This window comes from Zhihengliuella alba (assembly GCF_039538765.1).
Classification (GTDB): domain Bacteria; phylum Actinomycetota; class Actinomycetes; order Actinomycetales; family Micrococcaceae; genus Zhihengliuella; species Zhihengliuella alba.
Window position 1 is genome coordinate 148,475 of the sequence record NZ_BAABCJ010000001.1, and the last position, 15,005, is coordinate 163,479.

The following is a 15,005-nucleotide window of genomic DNA, read 5'->3' on the forward strand; positions in this document are numbered from 1 at the left end:
CCGACTCGTGAGCTGAATGACCGCGCGGCCCGGAGCCGCGCCGGTCGACATCGTCGACTTCCGAAGGGGACACCCGTGACCGAAGCGCTCTTCTCCGTGGGCGAGAGCATGCCCCCGGCCTATCCCGAACGCGCCGCGTGGGGCACGGCCCCGAAGCTCAGGCAGTGGCAGCAGGAGGCCCTGCAGCTCTATATCGACCAGGCGCCGAGGGACTTCCTGGCCGTCGCGACGCCCGGCGCCGGCAAGACGACGTTCGCCCTGCGCATCGCCCGCATGCTCGTCGACGCCGGGACGGTCAACCGCATCACCGTGGTCGCCCCGACCGAGCATCTCAAGAGCCAGTGGGCCGACGCGGCCGCCCGGATCGGGCTGTCCCTGGACCCCAACTTCAAGAACTCCGACGGACGCCACGGCGCGGGCTACATCGGCGTGGCCGTGACGTATGCGCAGGTGGCCTCCAAGCCCTTGCTGCACCGCGCCAAGACGGAGGCCGCCCGCACGCTCGTGATCCTCGACGAGGTCCATCACGGCGGCGACGAGCTCAGCTGGGGCGACGGCATCCGGGAGGCCTTCGAACCGGCGACCCGCCGACTGGCCCTGACCGGGACGCCGTTCCGCTCCGACACGGCCGCCATCCCGTTCGTCGACTACGTCGAGGACGCCGAGGGGATCCGCCGCTCCAAGGCCGACTACACGTACGGATACGGCGACGCGCTCAAGGACAACGTGGTCCGCCCGGTCCTGTTCATGGCCTACTCCGGCCAGATGCGCTGGCGGACCAGCGCGGGCGAGGAGATGGAGGCCAACCTCGGCGAGGGCTTCACGAAGGACATCACGGCGCATGCCTGGCGCACGGCGTTGAACCCCGACGGCGAGTGGATCCCTGCCGTGCTCTCGGCGGCGGACCGCCGCCTGACGGAGGTCCGCCGGACCGTGCCCGACGCCGGCGGCCTGGTGATCGCCACTGACCACGACGACGCCCGCGCCTACGCTGCCCAGCTCGACCGGCTGACGGGGGAGAAGACGACCGTCATCCTCTCCGACGACCCCAAGGCGTCGAGCCGGATCGAGGAGTTCTCCGCCGGGGACAGCCGTTGGATGGTCGCGGTCCGCATGGTCTCCGAGGGCGTCGACGTGCCGCGGCTGTCCGTGGGCGTGTACGCCACGAGCACGTCCACCCCGCTGTTCTTCGCCCAGGCCGTCGGCCGTTTCGTGCGATCACGGAAGCGCGGCGAGGTCGCCAGCGTCTTCCTGCCGTCCGTGCCGATCCTCATGGCCCTCGCCAACGAGATGGAGGTCGAGCGGGACCATGCCCTCGACCGCCCCGAGAAGCACGTCGAGGACCCGGACTTCATCCCCGAGGAGGGCCTGCTCGACGAGGCCAACCGGGAGGAGAAGGCCTCCGACGAGCTGACCAAGCAGAAGTTCGAGGCGCTGCACTCCAACGCCTCGTTCGACCGCGTGCTCTTCGACGGCGGGGAGTTCGGGACGGGGGGCGCCATCGGCTCGGACGAGGAGCACGATTTCCTCGGCATCCCCGGCCTGCTGGATGCCGACCAGGTCGGCGTGCTCCTGCGGCAGCGCCAGGCCGAGCACGTCAAACGCCGCTCGTCGGCATCGGAGCAGGCATCGTCGGCCGCCGTCGTCGACCACCGCCGGCTCCTGGACCTGCGTCAGCAGCTGGCCAAGAACGTCTCGGCCTGGGCCGCCCGGACGGGTACGGCCCACGGGTCCATCCACAACAAGCTGCGCGAGGTCTGCGGCGGCCCGCCCGTCGCGCAGGCGAGTGCGGACCAGTTGGATGCGCGGATCAAGAAGCTCCAGGACTGGTTCGTCGGCCGCAAGTAGCAGGGACCGGGGCGCCGGCCGTCCGGCGGCTCAGCGCGTGATGAGCTCCGTCTGGATGACCGGCTCGCCCTTCTGCAGCTTGCGGGCGACCCCCGGGAGCTCCTGGATGCTGGCCCGGTGCCGCTCGGCCGCCCGGCGCACTCCCTCGGCCCCCGTGAAGCCGGGCTGTACCTCGCCGTCGAGCACCAGCGGGACGAGCAGCTGCCGGTCATTGGAGTCGGCCTCCGGGCGGAAGCCCACGCCGACGAGCTCCGCAGTGGCGCGGCCGCGCTCGTTGATCCGGCGGACCGCCTGCTTCCGGCCCCCGACGCTGGCCTTGTTCTTGGCCGCCTTGGCGACGTCGACGAACTCGCCCGAGTCGTCCTGCCGCGACACCAGTTTGTAGACCATGGACGCCGTCGGCGCGCCCGAGCCCGTCACCAGGGACGTGCCGACGCCGTAGGCGTCGACCGGCGCCGACTGCAGGGCGGCGATCGCGTACTCGTCCAGATCGCTGGTGACCATGATGCGCGTGTTGTGGTTTCCCAGGTCGTCCAGGAGGACCCGCACCCAGCGTGCCTGGTCCACCAGGTCGCCGGAGTCCAGCCGCACCGCGCCGAGCTCGGGTCCGGCCACCTCGACCGCCGTCCGGACGCCCTCCTCGACGTCGTACGTGTCCACCAGCAGGGTGGTGTCGCGGCCGAGCGAGGCGACCTGGGCCTCGAAGGCCGCGCGCTCCGAGTCGTGCAGCAGGGTGAAGGAGTGCGCGGCCGTTCCGACCGTGGGCAGGCCGTAGCGGAAGCCGGCCTCCAGGTTGGAGGTAGAGCTGAACCCGGCGATCACGGCGGCGCGGGCCGCGGCCACGGCCGACTCCTCCTGCGTGCGGCGCGAGCCCATCTCCACGCACGGCCGCCCGTGCGCCGCGGCGACCATGCGCGAGGCCGCGGAGGCGATCGCCGAGTCGTGGTTGAGGATCGAGAGGATGAGGGTCTCCAGGATGCAGGCCTCGGCGAAGGTCGACTCCACCGTGAGCAGCGGGGAGTGGGGGAAGTAGAGCTCGCCCTCGGCGTAGCCGTGGATGCTGCCGGAGAACCGGAAGTCCCGCAGGAACTCGAGCGTCGGGTCGTCCACCACGGCGTTGTCGGAGAGGAAGTCCAGCTCCTCCGTGGAGAACCGGAAGCGCTCGAGCGCCTCCAGGACTCGGCCGGTGCCCGCGACCACGCCGTAGCGACGGCCTTCCGGGAGTCGGCGCGAGAACGCCTCGAAGACGGACCGGCGGTGCGCGGCCCCCGACCGCAGCGATGCCTGGAGCATCGTCAGTTCGTAGTGGTCGGTGAAAAGCGAGGTCGGCTGCTGCCGCATGGGTGGCTCCTGCTGGTGCTGACGTACTGACCGGGCGCGCTGGCGCTGCGAATCACTCTAATCCGTCGCGCGCCGCCTGGCCGACGAGGGCTAAGCCCGGCGCGGGGCATCCACCGTCCCGCCCTCCGGCGTGGGCGTGGCGGCCAATCGGATTTAGACTGGAGGAATGCCCGTGCTGACCCCCGAGACAGTGGAAGGGACCGGCGCCGAGACGACGCCGGCCCATGACATTCCGTACGTCCTGATCGTCTGGAACGATCCGGTGAACCTCATGAGCTACGTGAGCTGGGTGTTCCGCAGCTATTTCGGCTACTCCAAGGACAAGGCGGACGACCTCATGATGGAGGTCCACACGCTGGGCCGCTCCGTCGTGTCCACCGGATCGCTGGAGAAGGTCGAGGCGGACGTCGCAGCGATGCACCGCTACGGCCTGTGGGCGACGTTCAAGAGGGCGGACGAGGCCTGATGGCACGCGCCTTCAAGAACACGCGCCGCGGCGTGACGGGACATCTGGAGCGCGCCGAGCGCGACCTCCTCCGCAATCTGTTCGACGACGTCATCACCATGCTGGAACCGGACGACGACGAACCGCTGGCCGCGCCGCCGTCGTCCCCCGAACGGGATCCCCTGTGGGAGCTGACGGGCCTGAGCCCGGAGGACTTCGCCTCCGGAGCCGGGGCAGCGGCAGCCGAGCCGCCCCGCGATCCGGCGCTGCGCCGGCTGCTGCCGGACGCAGTGAAGGACGACGACACCGCCGCGGCGGAGTTCCGCGGGCTGACGGAGCACGCCCTCCGGCAGTCCAAGACCGCTTCGCTGCGCGCCGCCAAGCTGGCGCTGGAGACATCGCGGCTCCACCTCGACGACGCGTCGGCACCGCGATTCGCCGCAGCCCTCAACGACGTCCGGCTCGTCCTGGCGGAACGCCTCGGCATCGAGACGGAGGAGGACGCCGAACGGGTCCACCGGCTCGAGGACTGGGCCGAGGCGGAGTCGGTCGACGACTACCTCGCGCTCGTCTACAACTTCGTCACCTGGGCCCAGGACAGTCTGATGGTCGCCCTCACCGAGCGTTTCGAACTGGATCTGGACGGCTCCCGGGGCGAGGACCACGACCGCTAGGAGTGTAGGCAGCATCACACCGGCGCCGGCGGCAGCATCGGATATTGTCGGTTGATCATGAACGTCGTCCCTGTCGGCACCGGCGAGGTGCCCCAACCTCTGCAGTCCGCGGAACCGGTGCGGCAGCTGCGCGCCTCGGCCCCCATCGGGATCTTCGACTCCGGCGTCGGGGGCCTGACGGTCTCGCGCGCGGTGCTGGACCAGCTGCCCAACGAGTCCACGCTCTACGTCGGGGACACCGCACGCAGCCCGTACGGCCCGCTGCCCATCGCCGAGGTCCGCGCGAACGCCCTCGGCATCATGGACGAGCTGGTCGACGCCGGGGTGAAGCTCCTGGTGATCGCCTGCAACTCGGCCTCGGCAGCCGTCCTGCGCGATGCGCGCGAGCGATACACCGCCCGGTACGGGATCCCGGTCGTCGAGGTCATCCAGCCGGCCGTGCGCCGAGCTGTCGCGGCCACGCGCAATGGCAGAATCGGCGTCATCGGCACGCGGGCCACCGTGGGGTCGCGGGCCTACGAGGACGCGTTCGCCGCCGCACCGCACCTGCAGGTCTCCTCGGTGGCCTGCCCGCGATTCGTCGACTACGTCGAGCGCGGCGTCACCACGGGGGAGGACCTGCTGGCGACGGCCGAGGAGTATCTCGCACCGCTCAAGGAGGCCGGCGTCGACACCCTGGTCCTGGGCTGCACGCACTATCCGCTGCTGACCGGCGTGCTCTCCTATGTCATGGGCGACGGCGTCACGCTCGTCTCCAGCGCCGAGGAGACCGCCAAGGACGTCTACGCCGCGCTGATGCGCACGGGCCTCTCCCGTGTGGAGTCCACCGACCCGAGCCATCACTTCATCGCCACCGGCGACGCGGCGGCCTTCGAGTCCCTCGCCCGCCGATTCCTCGGCCCCGAGGTGCTCGGCGTGGAGCACGTCGATCACGTCGCGGCTCGCTACCCGACTGGTTCCATCGCTATGGTGACTCCAGAGATGACCGCCCGTGCGTCTATCGGCAACAGTGCCAGGAAGTAGACCATGAAACTCACCATCATCGGCTGCACGGGTTCCTTCCCGGGTCCGGGGTCGCCGGCCTCCTGCTATCTGGTCTCCGCGTTCGACGGCGAGCGCGAGTGGAAGATCCTGCTGGACCTCGGGTCGGGGGCGCTGGGAGTCCTGCAGCGCTACACGGATCTCAAGGATCTCGACGGGATCATGATCACGCATCTGCACCCGGACCACTTCATGGACCTGTGCGGCATGCACGTGGCCATCCGGTGGGACCCGAACGGCTGGGGCCGGGACCGGATGACGGTCTACGGCCCGGAGGCGACGGAGGACCGCATCGGCACGGCCTACGGGCTGGCGCCGACGGATCCCGAGGGCATGCACAAGGACTTCGACTTCCGGTCCTGGGAGCCGCGGTCGCCGATCGAGATCGGCCCCTTCCGGATCACCCCGTATCCCGTGCGCCATCCCATCGAGGAGGCCTACGCGCTGCGCGTGGAGGCGACCGAGCCGGTGGCGGACGGGACGCTCATGACGTCCGTCCTGACGTACTCGGGGGACACCGACGCCTGCGAGGGCCTGAACGAGGCCGCCCGCGACGCCGACATGTTCCTCTGCGAGGCCGCCTTCGAGGAGGGGCGCGACGACGCCATCGAGGGCGTCCACCTGACCGGCAAGCGGGCCGGGGAGGCGGCCCGCGACGCCGGCGTCCACCGGCTCCTGCTGACCCACATCCCCGTCTGGACCGGCATCAACCAGGTGGTCGACGAGGCGACGGAGGTGTACGACGGCGGCATCGCCGTCGCGGTCTCCGGTGTCACCTATGGCGTGTGGTCCGGCACCCGGCTGGGCGACCCGCGGGCCATGCCCACGGCGCCGGTGGCCCTCATCCGTCCCGACACCGAGCAACGCGTGTGGCCGGGCCGGCCGCGGGGTCCCGAGCGCAAGGCGGGGCGCAGCCGGTAGTCGCCGCACACCGCGCGGGGTTCCCCGGCGTGCCCGAGACGGGGGCTGTGCCGCCTAGACTTGATGGCATGACGACCACATCCCCACAGGCCAGCGCGACCGCAACCGGAGCAGGCGACGCGCCGCGTGCCGACGGGCGCGCCCACGACCAGCTCCGCCCCATCACCATCACCCGCGGCTGGTCGAGCCAGGCGGAGGGCTCCGCGCTGATCGAGTTCGGCAGCACCCGTGTGCTCTGCACGGCGTCCTTCACGGAGGGCGTGCCGCGGTGGCTGAAGGGCGAGGGCAAGGGCTGGGTGACGGCCGAGTACGCCATGTTGCCGCGCGCCACGAACACCCGCAGCTCGCGGGAGTCGGTCAAGGGCAAGATCGGCGGCCGCACGCATGAGATCTCGCGGCTCATCGGTCGCTCGCTGCGCGCGATCATCGACACCAAGGCCTTGGGCGAGAACACGATCGTGCTGGACTGCGATGTCCTGCAGGCCGACGGCGGGACGCGCACGGCGGCTATCACGGGTGCGTTCGTCGCGCTGGCGGAGTCGATCCGCTGGGCGCGTGAGCAGGGCCTGGTCCACAAGAACGCCAAGGTCCTCACGGACACCGTCTCGGCGGTCTCGGTCGGCATCATCGACGGCACGCCCATGCTGGACCTCCCGTATGTGGAGGACGTCCGCGCCGAGACCGACATGAACGTCGTCGTCACCGGTTCGGGTGACTTCGTGGAGGTCCAGGGCACGGCGGAGGGTGCGCCCTTCAAGCGCGACGAGCTCGACGCGCTCCTGGACCTGGCGCTTGCGGGAACCGCCGAGCTGTCCCGGATCCAGCGGGAGGCCCTCGGCGTCGAGACGGGCGAGTCCCTGTGAGCGGAGCCGAGCCGCGGCTGGTCCTGGCCACGCACAACGAGGGCAAGGTCCGTGAGCTGCGCGAGCTGCTCCGTGGCCAGGTCCCGGGCCTCGACGTCGACACGCAGGTGGTCGACGCGGGCGCGGTGGGCGCGCCCGACGTCGTCGAGACCGGCGTGACCTTCGCGGAGAACTCCCTCCTGAAGGCCCGTGCAGTCGCCGCCGCCACCGGGCTGCTGGCCATCGCGGACGACTCGGGGCTCGCCGTCGACGTGCTTCACGGGGCACCGGGGATCTTCTCCGCTCGGTGGGCGGGCCGGCACGGTGACGATGCGGCGAATCTTGATCTGCTCCTCGCCCAGCTGCAGGACATCGCCGACGAGCACCGCGGCGCGGCGTTCGTGTGCGCGGCGGCACTGGCGTCCCCCGGGGGCGAGACGGCCGTGCGGGAGGGGCGGCTTCAGGGGCGGCTCCTGCGCGAGCCCCGGGGAGCGGGCGGCTTCGGCTACGACCCGATCCTGCTGCCCGCGGGGGAGACCCGCAGCTGCGCGGAGCTGACCTCTGCCGAGAAGAACGCGATCAGCCACCGCGGGCAGGCCTTCCGGGCGCTGCTGCCCGAGGTCGTCGCTGCGTTGGCGCGCTGATTTCGCCGGCCCGCCGGCGCGAGCCGGCGGAGCACCACCGAGGGGATTCCTGTGAATGCAATGACGACGACCCCGCCCGCCTCCGGGGGCGGGTGGCTCGGCGGCCTCGCGGACTGGGCCGTCGGGCTGATGGAGACCATCGGCGCTCCGGGCGCCGCCTTGGCCATCGCCCTGGAGAACCTCTTCCCGCCGCTGCCGAGCGAGCTGATCCTGCCGATGGCGGGGTTCGCCGCCAGCCGGGGGAGCTTCAGCCTGGCGGAGGCCCTGGTGTGGACGACGCTGGGCTCCGTCGTCGGGGCGTTCGTGCTCTACTGGGTCGGCCGGCTCCTCGGCCGCGAACGGACGCGGCGCATCTTCGGCGCGTTGCCGCTGGTCGCGGTCGAGGACGTCGACAAGGTGGAGGCGTGGTTCGACAAGCATGGCGCCAAGGCCGTGTTCTTCGGTCGGATGGTGCCGGTCTTCCGGTCGGTCATCTCCATCCCCGCGGGCGTCACGGCGATGCACCCGGCGAAATTCCTCGGGCTGACGTTCGCCGGCAGCGCCATCTGGAACACCATCTTCGTGCTCGCCGGCTACTACCTCGGCGAGCAGTGGCACCTCGTGGAGCAGTACGCCGACATCTTCCAGAAGATCGTGCTCGTCGCCGTCGCCGCCGCGCTGGTCTACTGGGTCGTCAAGCGCGTCCGCGCGAGCCGCAGCTCGCGAGACCAGAGCCCCTCCGCCTGAGAACCGTCTGAGAGCCATGAGTTACGACTTCACCGCCATCGACTTCGAGACAGCCAACGGCTTCCGGGGCTCCGCCTGCTCCGTCGGCGCCGTCAAGGTCCGCGACGGACGCATCGTCGAGGAGAACCTCTGGCTGATGCGGCCGCCTCCCGGCTACGACCACTTCGATCCGCGCAATGTGCAGATCCACGGGATCACCCCCGAACGGGTGGCCGCGGCACCCCGGTTCGGCGACGTCTTCGGCGCGCTCAGCGACTTCATCGGCGCGGACCTCGTCGTCGCGCACAACGCGGCGTTCGACCTCGGCGTCATCCGATCCGCCCTGGAGGTCTCCGAGCTCCCCGGGCCGGCGTTCGAGCATGCGTGCACGGTCATCCTCTCCCGGCGCAGCTACCGACTGGCCTCGTACTCGCTGCCCTTCGTCGCCGAGGCCGCCGGCGTGCCGCTGCAGAACCACCACGACGCGCTCGAGGACGCCCGTGCCTGCGCCGGCATCATGATCGACATCGGCCGGCTCCACGGTGCCGCTGCTCCGCAGGACCTAGGCGCGAGCATGGCCTCCGCCTTCAGCACGGCTCCGGCCTACGCCGTGGGCGACGAGCTCTCCAAGGCGACGCGGGACGCGCTCAACTGGCGAGCCAGCGGTGGGCCGATCCCACGGCAGCCGGACTGGGCCGTCTGGCCGCAGGAGGGCCCCAACCCCGAGCCGGACCCCGGTGCGGATCCGTCGCACCCGCTCCACGGCCAGACCGTGGTGTTCACGGGGAACCTCGGGATTAGCCGTCCCGAGGCCAAGCAGCGCGCAGCTGCCTGCGGCGCGCAGACGGCCAGCCGGGTCACACGGAAGACCACCGTGCTCGTCGTCGGCGACGGCTTCGTCGCATCGGATCTGAGGGCGGGCCGCTTGACGTCCAAAGCGCGGCAGGTCCTGCGCTACCGCGAGGCCGGCCAGGAGGTCGAGATCGTCTCCGAGGGCGAGTTCCTCCAGATGGTCGGCGGGGGCTGGTCCGAAGGAGCGCACGGTCCGGGGACGGAGCCAGGGACGGGGCCAGTGGTGGGTCCGGTGACGGATTCAGCGACGGACCCCGGGCCGGATTCAACCACGGAGGGCAGCGCGGTCACGGGCACCCGTCCGGCGTCGGCGTCCGCGGGTTCCTGACGCGAGGCCCGTCCGAGGCCGCTCCGCCGGACCGGCAGGGACGCCCGCCGTGGCCCCGGTCCTGTCGCCGGTTCAGGCCGGCAGGACCAGCGTCCGCCAGCGGCGCGCCGTCTCCACGGCGAGCGCGGAGGCGGGGCGGGCACCCCATCCGTTCGGGAGGGCCGCCGTGCCGTGGGCGGCACCGACGAGTGCGAGGGCGAGACCCAGCGTCCCGGCGTCGCCCGCGGACGCGGCCAGGCGTTCCGCGGCGCCCTCCGGGCCGCCCGCCGCGGCGACCGCGGCGAGCGCCGGTCCGAGCCCGGGGACGTCGCGGTGCTCTGCCTGGAGCTCACTGAGGACGGTCTCCGTGTCCCGGGCCCAGACGAGTCGACGGACCGTGGCCGCGGTCGCCCCTGCCGCTTCGAAGAGCTCTCGCCTGACGACCAGCGCCGCGGCGTCCGTCCCGAGATGCCGGGCCGTAACCTCCGGGGTGTGGGGGAGGAGGCCCGGGACGGTGGCACAGACGAGCGCGGCCGTCGACGCGGTGCCGGACGCATTGGGCCGCGACGTGCTGCCCATCTCCACGCCGGCCAGGGCCGACTCGATCTCCTCGGGGGCCGGGATCGTCCGTTCGGCCGGAACCTCCGCGACCAACTCGTCGATCCAGCGGTCGAGGGGCTGGGGCGCGCCGGAGGGGAAGGCGCCCGTCGTCCTCCGGTACCAGCGCAGGGCCGCGAGCCACATGCAGGCGGCCTCGTCGGAGCCGACCCCCTGGTTGGCCCATTCGAGCGCCTCGAGGAGACCGTCGGTGAGATAGAGGTGCAGGAGGTGGAGGGCGTCCAGCTCGTCCGGCGCGGCGGCCAGTCCTGGGGCGGCCCAGAGCGCGGTGGCTCGGTCGAGGAAGGCGTCGACGGAGGCGGACGGGGGCGTCGTTGGAAGGCTCACCCCTCCATTGTCCACGGCGTCGGGCGTCCGTGCGCCAACCGGTCGGCGCCGCGTCCTAGGGTGGACCCATGAAGCTCCTTCACACCTCGGACTGGCATCTGGGTCGTTCCTTCCACGAGGAGGACATGCTCCCCGCCCAGCGCGACTTCGTCGACCAGCTCGTGGAGCTCGTGCGGGCGGAGGGAATCGACGTCGTCCTGATCGCGGGGGACGTCTACGACCAGGCGATGCCCCGGGTCGACGTCATTCGGCTCTTCGACGACGCGCTGGTGCGGCTGCGCCAGGCTGGTGCCGAGATCGTGGTGACCAGCGGCAACCACGACTCCGCGGTCCGCCTCGGCGCAGGGTCGTCGTTCATGGCATTCGGGGGAGTCCACGTGCGCACGGACGTCGCGCGCGCGTGGGAGCCCGTGGTCCTCCACGCCGAGGACCACCAGGTGGCGGTCTACCCCGTCCCCTATCTCGAGCCGCGGCTGGTGCGCGAGGCGCTGGGTGTCTCCGCGCCAGGCCACACCCCCGTTACGGCGGAGGTCCTCGAACGGGCCTGGGCCGACCTCGAGCGCCGGCGCGAGCACGCGGAGGGCCCCGTCGTCGGGATCGTCATGGCTCACGTCTTCGCGGCCGGAGGCTCGGGTTCCGAGAGCGAGCGACCGCTGAGCATCGGCGGGGTCGACGTGGTGCCCACCGCACTGTTCGAGCGGTTCGACTACGCGGCGCTCGGCCACCTGCATGGTCGGCAGGAGCTGGCTCCCACCGTCCGCTACTCCGGATCGCCCCTGCACTACTCCTTCTCCGAGGCGGGCCACATCAAGGGTGCCTGGATGCTCACCACCGGGGACGACCGTCCCGCCGACGTCTCGGCGCCCGTAGCGGCCGAGCGCGTGGACTGGCGGGCCCACCGGCTGCTTCGCCGGCTCCAGGGCCCCCTGGACGAATTGCTGGAGGCCGAGGAGTACTCCGATGCGGAGGAGGCCTACTGCCAGATCACGCTGACCGATCCGGAGCGCCCACCCCGGGCGCTGTCGCGGCTCAAGGAGCGGTTCCCGCACGTGCTCCAGCTGGTGTTCGCCCCGACGGGCCCCGCGGCCTGGCCATCGACGTACGCGCAGCGCGTCGGGCGTGGTCGGCCGCCGCTCGATGTCTCCGCCGACTTCCTGGCCCACGTGCGGCAGCGAACGGCCAGCGCGTCGGAGCGGCAGGAACTGGAGCGGCTCATCGAGGCGGCCGCGATCGAGGAGGCGACGGCTTGAGGATTCACCGCGTCGTCATCCAGGCCTTCGGGCCGTTCAAGGACCGGGAGGACATCGACTTCGACGCGCTCTCCGCAGGGGGGCTCTTCCTGCTCAACGGCGACACCGGCGCGGGCAAGACCACCGTGCTGGACGCGATCTGCTATGCGCTCTACGGATCTCTCCCCGGGGCCCGGCAGAAGGCGCGGACCCTGCGGAGCGCCTATGCGGACGACGCGACGCCTCCGCAGGTGCTCTGCGAGTTCAGTGTCGGAGGACGCCGGTTCGAGGCCATGAGGTCGCCCGCCTGGGACCGGCCGAAGGCACGCGGAACCGGGACCACGCGCCAGCAGGCCCAGAGCTCGCTCCGGGAGCTCGTGGAGGGGGAGTGGACGGCGCTCTCCGCGCGGAACGACGAGGTCGGGCAGCTGATCCAGGGGCTCGTCCACCTCGGCCGCGAGGAGTTCACGCGGGTCGCCATGCTGCCCCAGGGGGAGTTCGCGACCTTCCTCCGGGCCGAGGACAAGGACCGCGCCGAATTGCTGCAGAAGCTCTTCGACGTCACGACCTACCAGCGGGTCGAGGAGCTGCTCGCCGAACGACGCCGGGAGCTCGCCCGCCGCGCCGAGACCGCCGAGCGCACCAAGCGGACCCTCACAGCCCGCGTGGTCCGCGACGCGGCCGAGAACCTGCTGGAACCGGACACGGACGAGCAGCCTGGCCACGGCATCGCGGACCCCGGCACGGCTGAGCCGCCCGTCGGGACACTGGCGGAGTGGGACGCTGCGCTCGCGCATCATCCCGATGAAGCGCCGTTGCCCGAGCCCGAGGTGCTCGCCGGAGTCATCGACAACCTCCTCGAGACCCGCCGACGCGCCGCAGCGGCCCGGGAGGAGGCAGCGCGTCGCTGCGTGGCCGCCGCCCGTGAGCGCGTGGACGGGATGCGCCGCCGCCGGGACGACGAGGCGCGCCTGATCGAGCTGGAACGAGATCGGGAGCGGCACGAACAGCTCCGGCCGGAGGCGGTGGAGGCGCGCGAACGGCTGGAACTCCACGAACGCGGGATGCTCGTCGAGCGCGCCGATCGCCGCAATACCGCAGCCCGTACCCGGCTCGCCGAGTCGCATCGAGCCCTCCAGGAGGCCTCGGACGAGGCGCGCGGGCTCGCCGGACTCGACGAGGTGCTCGCCGCGGCGCATCCGGACGTCGAAGGGCTCGGCCAGGCCTGTCGGACGGCCACGGAGCTCGCCTCCCGGCTCGAGGCGCTGCGTGCCCGCGAGGACGAGCTGGCGGATGAGAGACGGACCCACGAGCGGGCTCGTGAACGCCGGCTCGTGCTCGAGCGCCAGCGGACCGCGACGGCCCAGAGGCTCCGTGCCGAACGGGCGCGCCTCGAGGAGGCCGAGACGGAGCTGGCGGGCCTTCGAGCGTCCGCCCGGAACCCCGCGGAGCAGGAAGACGCTCTGGCCGCGGCACGCCGCCGACTCCGTGCCGTCGCGGCCCGCGACGAGCTCGCCGTCGAAGTGCGGCAGCGGACCGGGGAGTGGCTCGAAGCGGAGAAGAAGCTCCTGGGTCTTCGACAGGCCCGGGCCCAGCTCGTGCGCGATCGTCTGGAGCAGTCAGCGGCCGTGCTCGCCGCGGGACTCGTCGATGGCGAACCCTGCGCCGTGTGCGGCAGCGAGACCCACCCCGCCCCCGCGGCGGGCTCCGGCAACCCGAGCGTCACCGACGCAGAGCTCGAGGCCGCCGAGGCGGCCGTGGAGTCCGCGCAGCATCGTGAGCGCGAGGCAGCGTCGGCCGAGGCGAAGGCCAAGGAGGAGATGGCCCGGCTCTCGGCCGAGGCCGGCGAGCTCGACGCCGACGCGGCGTCGGCCGCGGTCGCCGCGGCGGAGACGGCGGCCCGGGAAGCCAGTGAGGCGGCCGCACGGTCCACGCGACTCGAGGCCCTGGTGGAGTCCGGCCGGGAGGCCTGCCGCGAACTCGACGCCGAGGATCGGCGCAGCGAGCAGGAGGCCGGCGTGCTGGCCGCCACCCTGGAGGAGTCCGCCGCACGGGTCAGTCGGCTCGAGGCCGAGCTCGCCCGCGCCGTGGCACCCGCGGCGACGCTCGCCGAACGGCTGGACGGCGTCCGCCGGGTCTGCCAGGCGCTGGAGGCTTGGCGCGACGCCGGGCGGGCGGTCGCGCAGCTGACGGACGCTGCGGCCGAGACCGAGCAGGAGCTCGAGGAGGCATTGGTCGAGTACGGCTTCCTGCCGCCCGGCGCGCGCGATACCGCAGGCGTCCTCGACACGGACGCCGAGTCCCTGCAGGACGCCTGCCGGTCGGCGGCCCGTGCCCGGCTGGCCCCCGAGCAGGCCGATGCGCTGCGCCAGCGGGTCCGCGAGCACGACGAGCGGGAGATCCGCCTGCGCACCCTGTCCGAGAGCGAAGCCGTGGCCCGCGCTCTGGCAGCCCGAGCCTCTGGCGAAGCACTTCCCGGGGAGGACGTGCTGGAAGCCGCAGAAGCGGAGGCGGAGGCCGCAGAGGCGCGAGGGGCCGAACTGGCGGAGCGTCGGGGGGCCCTGGCCAGTTTCGAGCGGCGCTCCGCAGCCGACCTCGAATCGCTGGTGCGGCTCGTCGGCGATCAGGGCAGCCTCCTCGAGGAGTACGAGCTGGTCCGCGGGCTCGCGGATACCGTCGCCGGGGCCGGTGAGAACACCCTCAAGATGACGCTGAGCACCTACGTCCTCGCGGCCCGTCTGGAGGCCGTCGCCGCTGCCGCCACGGAGCGGCTCTCCATCATGACCGGAGGGCGTTTCGAACTGCGGCACAACGACGCGTCCGGCGGTCGCGGCAAGGGCGGCCTGGGCATCAGCGTGATCGACGAGTGGAACGGGCAGACACGCGAGCCGAGCACGCTCTCCGGCGGGGAGACGTTCATGGCCTCGTTGGCGCTCGCCCTGGGTCTGGCCGACGTCATCCAGGCGGAGTCCGGAGGGATCGACATGGAGACCCTCTTCGTGGACGAGGGCTTCGGGACCCTGGATCCGGGAACCCTGGAGCTCGTGATGCGCTCGCTCGACGACCTGCGCAGCAGTGGCCGCGTCGTCGGCGTCATCAGTCACGTCCAGGAACTGAAGGACCAGATCGCCACGCAGCTCGTGGTCCACAAGCACCGCGAGGGCTCCAGCACCTCTCTGCAGACCGATGCGCTCCCGGTCTGAGTCGAGGG

Annotated in this window: 12 protein-coding genes and 1 pseudogene; 11 read left to right on the forward strand and 2 right to left on the reverse strand. The window is 72.0% G+C overall.

Going from position 1 to position 15,005, the window contains the following annotated elements:
- The first annotated feature begins 75 nt into the window (after positions 1 to 75).
- A complete protein-coding gene (locus ABD784_RS00705; RefSeq protein ID WP_344878532.1) occupies positions 76 to 1,848 on the forward strand; it encodes a DEAD/DEAH box helicase in 1,773 nt (590 codons plus the stop codon).
- 30 nt (positions 1,849 to 1,878) lie between these two features.
- On the opposite strand, the pseudogene ABD784_RS00710 reads toward ABD784_RS00705, so the two are convergent.
- Positions 1,879 to 3,195 (reverse strand): annotated as a pseudogene (locus ABD784_RS00710) (nicotinate phosphoribosyltransferase); the annotation flags it as partial.
- A 160-nt stretch (positions 3,196 to 3,355) separates the two neighbouring features.
- On the opposite strand from ABD784_RS00710, the gene clpS reads away from it, so the two are divergent.
- From clpS to ABD784_RS00750, 8 genes are all read left to right on the forward strand, one after another.
- Positions 3,356 to 3,655, forward strand: a complete 300-nt coding sequence (gene clpS, locus ABD784_RS00715; protein WP_344878535.1) for an ATP-dependent Clp protease adapter ClpS — start codon at positions 3,356 to 3,358, stop codon at positions 3,653 to 3,655.
- Complete coding sequence (locus tag ABD784_RS00720; RefSeq protein WP_344878538.1) at positions 3,655 to 4,308, forward strand: DUF2017 domain-containing protein; 654 nt, start codon at positions 3,655 to 3,657, stop codon at positions 4,306 to 4,308. Before clpS ends, ABD784_RS00720 begins: the two co-directional genes overlap by 1 nt.
- Positions 4,309 to 4,365: 57 nt before the next feature.
- Positions 4,366 to 5,331: a glutamate racemase gene (murI, locus tag ABD784_RS00725; RefSeq protein ID WP_344878541.1), complete on the forward strand. Its 966-nt coding sequence runs from the start codon at positions 4,366 to 4,368 to the stop codon at positions 5,329 to 5,331.
- 3 nt (positions 5,332 to 5,334) lie between these two features.
- Complete coding sequence (locus tag ABD784_RS00730) at positions 5,335 to 6,270, forward strand: MBL fold metallo-hydrolase (protein WP_344878544.1); 936 nt, start codon at positions 5,335 to 5,337, stop codon at positions 6,268 to 6,270.
- Between the two features lie 68 nt (positions 6,271 to 6,338).
- Positions 6,339 to 7,133 carry a ribonuclease PH gene (gene rph, locus ABD784_RS00735; protein ID WP_344878547.1) on the forward strand — a complete coding sequence of 265 codons (795 nt, stop codon included), beginning with the start codon at positions 6,339 to 6,341 and terminating at the stop codon, positions 7,131 to 7,133.
- Positions 7,130 to 7,756, forward strand: coding sequence for an RdgB/HAM1 family non-canonical purine NTP pyrophosphatase (gene rdgB / locus ABD784_RS00740; RefSeq protein WP_344878550.1), 627 nt, complete (start codon positions 7,130 to 7,132; stop codon positions 7,754 to 7,756). Before rph ends, rdgB begins: the two co-directional genes overlap by 4 nt.
- Positions 7,757 to 7,816: 60 nt before the next feature.
- Positions 7,817 to 8,482 (forward strand): DedA family protein, encoded by a 666-nt coding sequence (locus ABD784_RS00745; protein WP_344878553.1) that lies wholly within the window; start codon positions 7,817 to 7,819, stop codon positions 8,480 to 8,482.
- A gap of 16 nt (positions 8,483 to 8,498) precedes the next feature.
- Positions 8,499 to 9,641, forward strand: a complete 1,143-nt coding sequence (locus ABD784_RS00750) for a 3'-5' exonuclease (protein ID WP_344878556.1) — start codon at positions 8,499 to 8,501, stop codon at positions 9,639 to 9,641.
- A gap of 72 nt (positions 9,642 to 9,713) precedes the next feature.
- On the opposite strand, the gene ABD784_RS00755 is transcribed toward ABD784_RS00750, so the two are convergent.
- Positions 9,714 to 10,565, reverse strand: coding sequence for a hypothetical protein (locus ABD784_RS00755; protein WP_344878559.1), 852 nt, complete (start codon positions 10,563 to 10,565; stop codon positions 9,714 to 9,716).
- Positions 10,566 to 10,633: 68 nt separating this feature from the next.
- Here ABD784_RS00755 and ABD784_RS00760 point away from each other — a divergent pair, with 68 nt between their 5' ends.
- Both ABD784_RS00760 and ABD784_RS00765 read left to right on the forward strand, forming a co-directional pair.
- Entirely contained in the window at positions 10,634 to 11,815 is a 1,182-nt protein-coding gene (locus tag ABD784_RS00760) for an exonuclease SbcCD subunit D (protein WP_344878562.1), read from the forward strand.
- The gene (locus ABD784_RS00765) at positions 11,812 to 14,997 is read left to right on the forward strand and encodes an AAA family ATPase (protein ID WP_344878565.1); all 3,186 of its coding nucleotides are present in this window, start codon (positions 11,812 to 11,814) and stop codon (positions 14,995 to 14,997) included. Before ABD784_RS00760 ends, ABD784_RS00765 begins: the two co-directional genes overlap by 4 nt.
- The last annotated feature ends 8 nt before the right edge of the window (positions 14,998 to 15,005 follow it).

Excerpts from the sequence above, each read along its gene's own strand:
- clpS (WP_344878535.1), top strand. The coding sequence starts at position 3,356 with ATGCCCGTGCTGACCCCCGAGACAGTGGAAGGGACCGGCGCCGAGACG.
- ABD784_RS00720 (WP_344878538.1), top strand. The coding sequence starts at position 3,655 with ATGGCACGCGCCTTCAAGAACACGCGCCGCGGCGTGACGGGACATCTG.
- murI (WP_344878541.1), top strand. The coding sequence starts at position 4,366 with ATGAACGTCGTCCCTGTCGGCACCGGCGAGGTGCCCCAACCTCTGCAG.
- ABD784_RS00730 (WP_344878544.1), top strand. The coding sequence starts at position 5,335 with ATGAAACTCACCATCATCGGCTGCACGGGTTCCTTCCCGGGTCCGGGG.
- rph (WP_344878547.1), top strand. The coding sequence starts at position 6,339 with ATGACGACCACATCCCCACAGGCCAGCGCGACCGCAACCGGAGCAGGC.
- ABD784_RS00745 (WP_344878553.1), top strand. The coding sequence starts at position 7,817 with ATGACGACGACCCCGCCCGCCTCCGGGGGCGGGTGGCTCGGCGGCCTC.
- ABD784_RS00750 (WP_344878556.1), top strand. The coding sequence starts at position 8,499 with ATGAGTTACGACTTCACCGCCATCGACTTCGAGACAGCCAACGGCTTC.
- ABD784_RS00760 (WP_344878562.1), top strand. The coding sequence starts at position 10,634 with ATGAAGCTCCTTCACACCTCGGACTGGCATCTGGGTCGTTCCTTCCAC.